Source organism: Hyphomonas sp. NPDC076881 (genome assembly GCF_050269995.1).
Classification (GTDB): Bacteria; Pseudomonadota; Alphaproteobacteria; order Caulobacterales; family Hyphomonadaceae; genus Hyphomonas.
In genome coordinates, this window is the sequence record NZ_JBNNJJ010000023.1 from 25,965 (window position 1) to 36,164 (window position 10,200).

Here is a 10,200-nt window from a genome sequence, read left to right on the forward strand (position 1 = left end):
GCAACTCGTAAATAAGCCGATAACTGCTGTTAGCTGAATTTGTTAACCTTCCGGAAACGCATTCAGCCGGGATGGAGCGCTATTCTGTCAGTATAGTGATGGAAATCCTGCGGTTCTGCGCGGCCTGCGTGTCTTCCTTGACCAGGGGGTCCGTGTCGGCCTTTCCCGATACTTCGCGGATGCGGCCTCCAGGAATGCCGGCCCGCTCCAGCAGGCGGCGGGCGGCATTGGCGCGGTCGGCCGACAGGTTCCAGTTATCGTAGATGGCGCCGTTGCGGTAACGGTGGCTATCGGTATGGCCGACGATCTTGATGTCATTGTCAAACTCGCCGAACGCCTCCGCGACAACGTCCATCAGCTGCATCATCGTTTCGGAAGGTTCACTGCGGCCAAGCGAGAAGAGGGGCGTGCTTTCCGAATCGGTGATCTCCAGAACGATGCCTTCCGCAGACATCTTGATCAGCAGGTGTTCGGAAAGCTGGCGGCTTTGTTCGCCAAGCGATTCCTTCAATTGCTGCAGTTCGGCAGCGATCTGGCTTTCCTCGGCCTTTTTTGCCTCAGCGTCTGCAGCCGCGCTCTGGGGATCGCGAGGTTTCCCGTCGCCAAAGGAGGGGTTCTCGACGCTTTCCTTGCGATTGGCGCCCATGCCCATCTTGGCATAGGTGTTCTCGGCAAAGATCGATGAGCCATTAAGACCGTCAGACCCGCCGCCGGAAATCCGGCTGATCGGAATGGTCGGGCTGAAATAGTCGGCGATGCCCTTGCGCTGTTCTTCGGTTGTGGCGTTCAGCAGCCACATGAGAAGGAAGAACGCCATCATGGCAGTCACGAAGTCAGCATAGGCTACTTTCCAGGCGCCGCCATGATGGCCGTCTGCCTTGTAGACCTTCTTACGCTTAATAATGGTCGGTCCTTGTGCTGAGGAGTCCGTGCCCATTTCAACCACCAGTTCTGCTTCTGCTGGGGGTGGTTTTACCATCGCATGCTCAATTAAGAGCGTAAGACGGCGGTAAGGATCAGGGCATTGCGATAACCATTCTTCAACCAATTGGGCAGCACTAAGAGTCGTTGGAATCGCATTCATCCCGGAAGGGTGGGGATATGTCGTCGGTGCTGAGAAAGAAGATGGGGGCGGGGTCGGGATTACCTCCGACAATCTTGCGTTACCATGATTTCTGGGCCGCGATTCACCAATCTGTTTCTGGCTGGGCCGCGCAGGCGCTGGATGGCGGTGTTCCGCCGGCGCCGGAAATCCGCCGCGTCTATTCGGGCGCCAGCGCAATCGAGGCTCTGGATCAGCGGACAACTTTCTTCTTTAATTCAAAGCTTTCGCCAGGTCTGTGTGCCATTGCCACAGACGGCGCAGGCGCGGCGCGGGTTGTGGCCAAGCGGTTAGGCCAGGACTTTGAAAGCGCCAAGGAAGCCTCCGCGCTGTTCCTGAAGCTGATGTTCGAAGCGCCCGCCGTTGCCTTGTGGCGGGCCGCCGCCGCCTCGTTGGAGGGCCATCAGGCAGAGACGGCAATGTCGCCTCTGTCCGAACCGTCGCAGGCTGCCGGCAATTTTGAGCCAGACAGCCGCTATCTGGTCATTGGCTATAGTGTGATGCCGGAAGCGGTTCAGTCGCAGATATGGCTCGTGTTCGATCTCGACTATCTCATGGGCTGCGCGCATGAGGCCGAACGGCGCGCGGCAGAGCATAAGCGCCCGCCCGCTTCCAGGCTGCTGCGGGAGAGCGTCATGAGCTCTTCGATAAAGGTTGAGGCGGTTCTTGACAAAATATCAATGACGATCGGCGAATGCTCTCGCCTGAAAGTGGGCGATCTCATTCCGCTGCCAGACACCGATCCCGGATCGATCCGTCTGAACGCCGAGACCGTCAACGGACAAATTGAGATCGGGCAATGTGAAATGGGAGTGTGGAAGCGCCAGCGCGCGCTGAAGCTCAAACAGCCCGTACTCGAACCCTTCACGCAGGAAGTCGCGAAGATGTAGCAAGGAAAAATGACTGCCCCGCAGCCACCAGCAAAAAGAGTGGCGCGGTTTTTGGTACACGGAGATAGGCACTTGAACGCGATACTAGGCCTGGTGGTCACCATGGTGATGGTCTTCGGCGGCTATATGCTGGCCGGGGGCAAGTTGGGAATTATCCTGCATTCCCTTCCATTTGAGATGATGATGATTGGGGGCGCGGCAACCGGCGCCTTCCTCGCTTCCAACGATTTCAACACAGTCAAGCATACCGGCGGCGACGTTGCTGCGGCTTTCGCTGGCCCGAAATGGAAGAAGAAGGACTATCAGGACCTGCTCCTGCTGATGCATGAGCTGCTGCATATCCTGAAGCAGAACCCCGTCGATATCGAACCGCATATCGAAGCGCCGAATGAATCGGCGATCTTCACGAAATACCCGCGCATCCTCAAGGATCACGAAGCCATTGAGATGATCTGCGACACGATCCGCTCGATGATCATGAACTTTGACAATGTGCATCAGGTCGAAGAGCTGCTCGACAAGCATCTGGAAAGCCTTCTGGAAGAGAAGCTGCACGGCTCCCACGCGCTCCAGCAGATGGCAGACGCGCTTCCCGCGCTTGGCATCGTTGCGGCTGTTCTGGGTGTCATCAAAACGATGGCGTCGATCGACAAGCCGCCGGAAGTTCTCGGTGGCATGATCGGCGGCGCCCTTGTCGGTACGTTCCTCGGCGTGTTCCTCGCCTATGGTGTGGTCGGACCGTTTGCAGCGCGCGTGAAGACGATCCGGACCGAAGAACATCTCTTCTATTCGATGATTGGCCAGGTGCTGGTGTCGAACCTGCACAAGAACCCGGTCAATATCTGCGTTGAGGTTGCGCGCCGTCAGGCGCCTGCCCGTGTGCGCCCCTCCTTCGATGAAATCGAGCAGGCTGTGAGGGGGCTCAAGCAGGCGGCATGAGGCGATACGTCTGGCTTCTTCTTTGTGGCGCCCTGCTGGCTCCGCCCGTCCTTGCTGCCAAACCGGCGGAAAAGACGGCGGAGCCAGACGCGCGAAAGCAGGAGCTGTCGACCGAACTCAACCAGTTCGTCCGTGATGCGATCGATGAGGGCCTGCTGGCGCCTGCCGGATCGGGCGCGGCCCGTAGCGGGGTGAGTGCCGAGGAGGGGGCCGCTGATACCCCTAAGGCCGCCGGCGCGGTCACCTGCGGGGAGACCTATCCGCTGGACTTCTCCGAATTCGAGGCGGCCGCCAGCTATGCTGACATCCTGAATTATCGCAGCCAGCTTCAGGTGAGCGGTGAGGCGTCTACGGATGATCCGCGCCTCGCCAGGGCGTATATCGCCCTCGATATGGGGTCGGAAGCGGTAATGAACCTGCGCAATCCGGACAGCCCGGATGAGGTTGCCCTGCGCGAGGTGGCCTTGCTGCTGGATGGCCGCACCCGCGCTAATGTTTCTTATTTTCAAGGCCTTGCGCGCTGCCACGAGCGGGGTGAGTTCTGGCTTGGGGTTGCGCTGCTGGTCGATGGGCAATCGGCCGGCGCGGCCTATGTCGATAAATGGTTCAGTGAATACCGTCATCTGCCATTGCAGTTGCGCACGAGCGTGACGGCGCTTGCCGTTCCCGCGCTCGACCGGACCGATGGGCGGTTCCTGTCGCAGAAGATGCTCGCCTCGTTTTCGAGCGATGATCTGCGGGATTCCACGCAGCTTCAGTTCGCCAACGCCATTCTCGCGCTCGCGCAGGGCAGCAGCGAGGCGGAAGTCCTTATCCGGACATTCCTCCTGCAGGGCCGGTTCCAGGAAGAATCGCTTCTGGCGCTGATCCGCCATCACCGCGTCATTGATCCGCCGCTCAGGGCGCTGCTTCTCGACAGTATGCTCCTCAAGATCGAGCAGTCAAAGCATGAGGAAGATATCCGTGCCAGCATGAAGTTCGTGCTCGATGAACTCAGCGCAGGTTCCCGGTACATGACGATGATGGAGATGGCGGGCCGCGAAAACATGCAGAGCGACATTGTGCAGGGCGAGATACGCAATCATTTCGTCAGCGCACTTCAGCGCGACCTGGCAAGCGCCGATCCGCTTCAGAACCTCGCTGCGATCGAAGCACTTTCGGTGGAAGCGGGGCTTCTCGACGATCACGATCAGCGTACGGCCCTTTATGAAGGAGCGACTCTGAAAGCTGTGCGCCTGGGCTTTGCCTCCCTGGCCGACGAGCTATCCCGGAAGACACAGCCGGGGGAAGCTGTCGCCGAGCAGCGCGCGACGCTGGCTTACCGGCTGAAGGATTATCCATCTGTCTTCCAGCTGGCGCAGGCCAATCCGTCAAATCCCCAGATCGGGCTGGTAGCCGCGCTCAGCGCCATTGACGCCAATGATGCCGCTCAGGTTCAGCAGTTTACCGGCCGCCTCAAGCTGGACGCCGATACCGTCCTGATGCTGATCGAACATGACGCCGCCAGCGGGCGCTGGATTGTTCCGGCGAGTGTATATTCCGCTGCCAGGGAGATCACCGATGAAGCCCGCGCGGTGCGGGTGAAGCGGGTGCTGGATCTGAAGCGCGCGGCCTCCGGCGAAGTTACCGGGCCGTCTCCTGCGACCATGGCGGGAATGGGAGAGCGGTTGATGTCAACGCGCATGGCGCTGGAATCTCTCGAAGGGGAGGGGAACTGATGTCGAGCCCGGTCTATACGACGCTGACACGCCAACAAGGCCTGATGCAGGAAATGCAGGCGGTGGCCAACAACCTCGCCAACTCCAGCACGACTGGCTACAAGTCCGACAAGGCCGTGTTTACCGAATTCCTGGTTTCAACCGGCAATTCTGCTGATCAGTCGCTTTCGATGGGGGCGCTGGGTGGCCACACGTTCGTGATGGAGCAGGGCGGCCTCAATTTCACCGGGGGCCGGTTTGATCTCGCCATTCAGGGCGAAGGCTTCTTCATGGTGGATACTCCGCAGGGGGAGCGCCTGACGCGCGCGGGCCATTTCCAGCTTTCGTCTGCCGGTCAACTCGTCGATATGCACGGCAATGCCGTGCTCAGCGCGGGCGGAAACCCGATTACAATTCCCGATGACGTACTCGATGTGAAGTTCGGCGAAGATGGAACAATCTCGGGCAATGGCCAGATTATCGACCAGCTCGGAATCATGACCGCCGATGGCGAGCTCAAGCGCGATTCCAACACCTATTTCTCCGCCGATGGCGGTACGGTTCAGGCGCAGGACGCAAAGCTTGTCCAAGGCGCGCTTGAGCAATCGAATGTTTCGCCGGTGCTGGAAGTGGCCCGGATGATCGAAGTCCAGCGCGCCTATGAGGCGGGCCAGGCACTTCTTGAGAGGGAGGACCAGCGCATCAGCCAGCTGATCACAGCTGTGCGGGAACGTTGAACCGTTTAAGCAGGTGTAGGAGACGCCTATGAAGTCATTGCAGATTGCCGCGTCCGGGATGGCCGCCCAACAAATGCGGGTGGAAGTTATCTCGAACAACATCGCCAACATGAGCACGACGGCCTATCGTCCGAGGACGGCTGAGTTTTCCGATCTCATGTACCAGCAATACCTGACCCCCGGCACGATCACGTCCCAGGTGGGCACCGTTGTGCCCGCCGGGATACAGCTGGGTACAGGCGTTCGCCCAACCACAGTTTCCATGCAGCTGACCCAGGGCGCCCTGCGGGAAACACAATCCGAGCTGGATGTCGCCATTGACGGCAGCGGTTATCTCGAGGTGACCCTGCCGTCCGGCGAGCCGGCCTTCACGCGCGACGGCAAGCTGACGCGCAGCGCCGACGGCGAGATCGTTACCTCCGATGGCTTTCCGCTCGCTGACGGGATTGTCATCCCGGCGGATGCGCGCCGCATTTCCATCAGCCGGGACGGGGAAGTGGTCGCTTATTTCGATAACGAGACCGAGGGCCAGGCCATCGGCAACATCTCCCTCGTCCGCTTCGTCAACGAGAAGGGGCTTGAGGCGATGGGCGACAACATGTTCCGGGAAACCGAAGCATCGGGCCCGCCCAACCGGCTTGTTCCGGGGTCTGAGGGTATGGGCTTTCTGCGTCAGGGCTATATCGAAGACTCAGCGGTGGATGTGGTCAAGGAGATCGCGGACCTCATCGAGGCTCAGCGCGGTTATGAGCTGAACTCCAAGGTGATCACGGCATCGGATGAAATGCTGTCTGCAACCACGCGGTTGAGGTAGCGCCATGAGCATCCTCGCCGCCATGAGTTTCAGCGCGTTCCTCGCCCTGTCAAACGCCTCTTCCCTGGTTGCTTCCGAAGTGATCCGGGCAGGGGATCTTGTTACCCCCGCAAACGCCACGGCAGACACCGGCGTGGCCGTATCCCTGGATGAGCCGGTCGTTGGCCGCGAAGCCAAGCGCACAATCTATGCCGGCCAGCCGGTCACCATGGACAATACGCGGCCTGCGCGGCTCGTGGCCCGCAACCAGATCGTCACCGTGAAATACATTGCGGGTGGTCTTGAAATTTCCACCACCGGCCGCGCGATGGGGGAAGCTGCCCTCAACGAGCCGGTTACCGTTCTGAACCTGCAGTCTCGGCAACTGGTTCAGGGAATCGTTCAGGAAAACGGATGGGTCCTCGCACAATGAAAACCATGTTCTCCCTGCCTTTCGTTGCACTTGCCGCCGCCGCCTGTGCCAGCTCCGCCCAGCCGGCACCGGACTATGCTCCGCCTGCGCCCTATACCGGCTATCCCGGCGCGGTGCCCGAACCGTCCGATCCGGACGCACAGAACGCCTCGCTCTGGACGACGACGCCCACCGCGCTGCTCAGCATGCGGCGCGCCAAGGAAGTCGGCGATCTTCTGACGGTCGTTGTGGAGATGAATGATCAGGCAAACGTGCAGAGCTCTCTCTCGCGCAGCCGGGATTCCAGCGACGATATGAGTGTCAATGCCATGTTTGGCTTGCCCGAATGGGCAAATGGTGTGCTTCCCGGCGGGGCGAGCCTCTCGCCCGGCCTCGATGTGGCGCGCAACTCCAGCCAGAACGGTTCCGGCGCTGTGCGGCGCGCAGAGAAAGTCACCTTCACCCTCGCCGCGCGGGTGGTGGGGGTCGAGCCAAATGGCAACCTCATTATTCACGGGTATCAGCAGTCAAGGGTCAGCAATGAGGTCCGTTATCTGACGGTCTCGGGCGTCATCCGCGCTCAGGATGTTACCCGCATGAACACGGTGACCTATGACAAGATCGCCGATGCCAAACTCGCTTATGTCAGCAATGGTGATGCAGCCTCTGCAACTGACCGCAAAGCCGGCACCAAGATTATCGACAAGATCATTCCTTTCTAGAGACCCTGGATGAAAAACATCATCACTGCCCTGATTGCCGTCATCTGTGTCGTCATTGGCGGCGTGGGCGGCCATATGCTTCGCGGAGGTGGCGGGGAGGCTGCGTCTGCCGCCGAGGCATCGGACAAGGCGCATGGTGAGGAGAAGTCCGAAGACGACGGCCATGGCGCGCCGAAGGAAAAGGAAAAGAAGGACTCCCATGGCGGGGAGAAGAAAGCCGGCAAGGATAGCCATGGCGGCTCCAGCAGCAGTTCCGGCGCGACCTATTTCCGGTTCAGCCGGGAATTCGTCGTTCCGATCATTCAGAACGAGCGCGTCGCCAGCCTTGTCATTCTCAATATCAATATCGAGGCCGATGCATCTGCTTCCGACAAGCTTTTCTCTCAAGAGCCTGTGCTGCGGGATGTGGTGATGACGACCCTGATCGAAATCAGCGGCGATGGCCGGACCTTCCAGTCTATGACCAGCATTGAGAATTATGAAACCGTCCGTTCCCTGATCCTCGGTAATCTGCAGAAGAAGTTTCCGGGAATGGGGATCAAGAACATCCTGATTCTGGATATCGCCCGGCAGGATCTCTGAGGATCGCCCGGGAGAGGGCGCCCCCTCCCAGACCTTCCCCTACAGCTTGCGGGCCTGGGCGAGATCCACGGTCAGGCCTGATGCTGTCCCGAGGCGCAGCGTGCCGCTTTCACTGAGAATATCGGTCACCTTCGTGATGACGTTCGGGACCGCTGTGCCTTTGTAGGTGTTGTCTTCATAATAATCGATCACGAACTCATACATATTATCTTCTGTGGCCACGTCGCCGCTGGTCAGTTGCCCATTCCAGCTGAAGACTGTTTTGTCCGGGTCCAGAGTTTCGGTCCAGACGGCGTTCCCATCGGTGTCCTTGACGGTGAGTACGCTTTTCGTGGTTCCCTCGGGCGCTTCATAGGAATAAGTCGCCGGGCTGCCCGTATACGGCATCCATGACGAGGCAAAGGTTACCTCTTCGCCGAGCCATTGGCTTGCCATAAGCCCGTTCAGATCACTGATCATGGAGGCAATGCTCGACAGGGCAGTGTTGGAGTTCACCAGCTGTTCGAGGCTGGAGAAAGTCGCCAGCTGTTCGACGAATTGGGTTGAGTCCATCGGGGAGAGCGGGTCCTGGTTCTGCACCTGCGCTGTCAGCAGCTTGATGAAGCTGTTATACTCTGAGCCGATCTCGGCACTCGAGCTTGACGTGGTAATATTCTCGTAAGTGGCGCCCGTATAGCTGCTGATCGTCGTCATTGTGAGCTCCTAAAGCCTGATATCCAGCCGGCCGCTGGAAGCGATCTGGCGGTGAGTGGAACTGTCAGCGGCAATCATCAGTCCGCTGTTTGTAAGGGTGGGGGTGTCAAACCGGGCGCTGGCGAGTTTTGCCTGCTGGCCCCAGCCTTCATTCTGCTGCGGGTTCTGATGCTGAAAGCTCATATTCTGGCCTGACAGCCCGTTGCGTTCTAGGGCCTGCACGAGTTCGAAATGCATGAGACGCAGCTGGCGCATGGCTTCCGGGCTTTCGGCGGTGATGGTCACATGCTGAAGGCCCTGGGCATCAAATTTGAAATCGATCGAGATCCGGCCCAGTTCCGGCGGATCAAGCTGAACCATCACCCGGTCGTCCTGGCCATCGCTGGTGGCGCGGGCGACAATATCGGGAAGCTGTGTTGCCGTGGCCGTCAGCACCGCATGGGTCGGCGTCATTTGAGCTGCCGGCAGAGCGGCGGTGACCGGGGAAGGAGAGGGCGCCTGACCAATGGCCCCTGAAAGCATTGACATCTGCTGTGGTGGCGGTGCGGCGGTATCGACATTCAGGTCGCTTCCTGCGCCCGTTTCCGCATTGATTGCGGCCATCGCAGCGGCGGGGTGGCGGGAAGCTGCCGGGATCGGAGCGTCCGGGGTGAGTTCGGTCTGGATGTCTGCTTCAGCCGAAGCCGGCAGCGCGCTGCGGGAACGCGGGGCCGTGGGGGCAGCGCTTTCTGCCGGCGTCTTGTTTCCTGCGGGAAGGTTTGCCGGGATCGGCGCGGCCCCTTCAATCCGGGTTTTGCTGGGCATGGCCTGAGCGGGAAGGGGGGCTGCGGCGGCCATCATAGCGGCCGCGGCTTCCGGCGGCGGGGCAGGCGCTTCGGCGGTTTCCTGTGTGGGCGCGCTTTCTGCGATGTCTTCTATCGGCGTTTCAGCCGGATCGGTCTCGCCAGTTATAAGCGTTTCCCCGGCCAGCTCGGACGGATCAATATCAGCTGCAGGCACCGAGACTTCAGAGGAAGGGGGCAGTGCTTCGGCCGGAGGCGGGGCAAGCGGAATTTCCTGATCAGCTTGTTCGAGCGCGGCAGGGATGGCTGCCGGGGCGCGGGCCACCGCGCCGGCTTCCGAAAAGTTGGGCGCGAGCATTTCCAGATCTTCAGCCGGGAGGGAGGGCGCGGCCTGCCCTATGGCCGGCGCCTGATCGAGGCTCAGCGCAGCCGGTATCAGCATTTCGCTGTCGCCCGCCGCGAGGTCGGCGCTCAGCGTCGGCGGAAGGGACACAGCAAAAAGGCTGCTGGCAAATTCCTTGCCGCGCCCTTCGCCCGCTTCGCTGCGGGCCATTGCATCCTGCCGTGGACCTGGCTGAAAAGGCCAGAAGTCCGGATCAACGAAGAAAGTCATCCTGCCTTCCGCCTATGTCTTGTATTAACCTATCTACAACCATGCCCCGTAAAATATGCGTTAAGCCGCCGGGCATCTGATGCTCCCCGGGCGGAATAAATTTTCGGAGCCGGCCATGATCTCATCCACAATGCCCGCAGCCACTGACCCAGCCCCCTGAATTCCGGCCATGATTTTGCAGACTCTCTCGATTAGAGAGGATGACACATGCGCAAGAGCAGATTTTCAGACGAGCAGA

The 10,200-nt window shown here is 60.1% G+C and carries 11 protein-coding genes; 8 read left to right on the top strand and 3 right to left on the bottom strand.

The genetic code is table 11. The features are described 5' to 3' along the window. Positions 1 to 79: 79 nt before the first annotated feature. Positions 80 to 979 carry a flagellar motor protein MotB gene (locus tag ACQKI2_RS17720; RefSeq protein ID WP_427380945.1) on the bottom strand — a complete coding sequence of 300 codons (900 nt, stop codon included), beginning with the start codon at positions 977 to 979 and terminating at the stop codon, positions 80 to 82. Positions 980 to 1,158: 179 nt separating this feature from the next. Here ACQKI2_RS17720 and ACQKI2_RS17725 point away from each other — a divergent pair, with 179 nt between their 5' ends. The 8 genes from ACQKI2_RS17725 (at position 1,159) to ACQKI2_RS17760 (ending at position 7,874) form a co-directional block, all read left to right on the top strand. After that, positions 1,159 to 1,992: a FliM/FliN family flagellar motor switch protein gene (locus ACQKI2_RS17725; RefSeq protein WP_427380946.1), complete on the top strand. Its 834-nt coding sequence runs from the start codon at positions 1,159 to 1,161 to the stop codon at positions 1,990 to 1,992. A gap of 72 nt (positions 1,993 to 2,064) precedes the next feature. Beyond that, positions 2,065 to 2,931, top strand: a complete 867-nt coding sequence (gene motA, locus ACQKI2_RS17730) for a flagellar motor stator protein MotA (protein ID WP_427380947.1) — start codon at positions 2,065 to 2,067, stop codon at positions 2,929 to 2,931. Next, positions 2,928 to 4,649: a hypothetical protein gene (locus ACQKI2_RS17735; protein WP_427380948.1), complete on the top strand. Its 1,722-nt coding sequence runs from the start codon at positions 2,928 to 2,930 to the stop codon at positions 4,647 to 4,649. The genes motA and ACQKI2_RS17735 overlap by 4 nt, the downstream gene beginning before the upstream one ends. After that, on the top strand, positions 4,649 to 5,365 hold the full coding sequence (locus ACQKI2_RS17740; protein ID WP_427380949.1) for a flagellar hook-basal body complex protein: 717 nt from the start codon (positions 4,649 to 4,651) through the stop codon (positions 5,363 to 5,365). The genes ACQKI2_RS17735 and ACQKI2_RS17740 overlap by 1 nt, the downstream gene beginning before the upstream one ends. Positions 5,366 to 5,393: 28 nt before the next feature. Continuing rightward, positions 5,394 to 6,179 carry a flagellar basal-body rod protein FlgG gene (flgG, locus tag ACQKI2_RS17745; RefSeq protein ID WP_427380950.1) on the top strand — a complete coding sequence of 262 codons (786 nt, stop codon included), beginning with the start codon at positions 5,394 to 5,396 and terminating at the stop codon, positions 6,177 to 6,179. Between the two features lie 4 nt (positions 6,180 to 6,183). Continuing rightward, positions 6,184 to 6,591 carry a flagellar basal body P-ring formation chaperone FlgA gene (gene flgA / locus ACQKI2_RS17750; RefSeq protein WP_427380951.1) on the top strand — a complete coding sequence of 136 codons (408 nt, stop codon included), beginning with the start codon at positions 6,184 to 6,186 and terminating at the stop codon, positions 6,589 to 6,591. Further along, the gene (locus ACQKI2_RS17755; protein WP_427380952.1) at positions 6,588 to 7,292 is read left to right on the top strand and encodes a flagellar basal body L-ring protein FlgH; all 705 of its coding nucleotides are present in this window, start codon (positions 6,588 to 6,590) and stop codon (positions 7,290 to 7,292) included. The genes flgA and ACQKI2_RS17755 overlap by 4 nt, the downstream gene beginning before the upstream one ends. Positions 7,293 to 7,301: 9 nt before the next feature. Then, on the top strand, positions 7,302 to 7,874 hold the full coding sequence (locus ACQKI2_RS17760) for a hypothetical protein (protein WP_427380953.1): 573 nt from the start codon (positions 7,302 to 7,304) through the stop codon (positions 7,872 to 7,874). 39 nt (positions 7,875 to 7,913) lie between these two features. Here ACQKI2_RS17760 and ACQKI2_RS17765 read toward each other — a convergent pair whose 3' ends face one another. Continuing rightward, positions 7,914 to 8,567: a flagellar hook assembly protein FlgD gene (locus ACQKI2_RS17765; RefSeq protein WP_427380954.1), complete on the bottom strand. Its 654-nt coding sequence runs from the start codon at positions 8,565 to 8,567 to the stop codon at positions 7,914 to 7,916. Between the two features lie 9 nt (positions 8,568 to 8,576). Then, the gene (locus tag ACQKI2_RS17770; RefSeq protein ID WP_427380955.1) at positions 8,577 to 9,962 is read right to left on the bottom strand and encodes a flagellar hook-length control protein FliK; all 1,386 of its coding nucleotides are present in this window, start codon (positions 9,960 to 9,962) and stop codon (positions 8,577 to 8,579) included. Positions 9,963 to 10,200 lie beyond the last annotated feature (238 nt).

Excerpts from the sequence above, each read along its gene's own strand:
- flgG (WP_427380950.1), top strand. The coding sequence starts at position 5,394 with ATGAAGTCATTGCAGATTGCCGCGTCCGGGATGGCCGCCCAACAAATG.
- ACQKI2_RS17755 (WP_427380952.1), top strand. The coding sequence starts at position 6,588 with ATGAAAACCATGTTCTCCCTGCCTTTCGTTGCACTTGCCGCCGCCGCC.
- ACQKI2_RS17720 (WP_427380945.1), bottom strand. The coding sequence starts at position 979 with ATGGTAAAACCACCCCCAGCAGAAGCAGAACTGGTGGTTGAAATGGGC.
- ACQKI2_RS17765 (WP_427380954.1), bottom strand. The coding sequence starts at position 8,567 with ATGACGACGATCAGCAGCTATACGGGCGCCACTTACGAGAATATTACC.
- flgA (WP_427380951.1), top strand. The coding sequence starts at position 6,184 with ATGAGCATCCTCGCCGCCATGAGTTTCAGCGCGTTCCTCGCCCTGTCA.
- ACQKI2_RS17735 (WP_427380948.1), top strand. The coding sequence starts at position 2,928 with ATGAGGCGATACGTCTGGCTTCTTCTTTGTGGCGCCCTGCTGGCTCCG.
- ACQKI2_RS17740 (WP_427380949.1), top strand. The coding sequence starts at position 4,649 with ATGTCGAGCCCGGTCTATACGACGCTGACACGCCAACAAGGCCTGATG.
- ACQKI2_RS17770 (WP_427380955.1), bottom strand. The coding sequence starts at position 9,962 with ATGACTTTCTTCGTTGATCCGGACTTCTGGCCTTTTCAGCCAGGTCCA.
- ACQKI2_RS17760 (WP_427380953.1), top strand. The coding sequence starts at position 7,302 with ATGAAAAACATCATCACTGCCCTGATTGCCGTCATCTGTGTCGTCATT.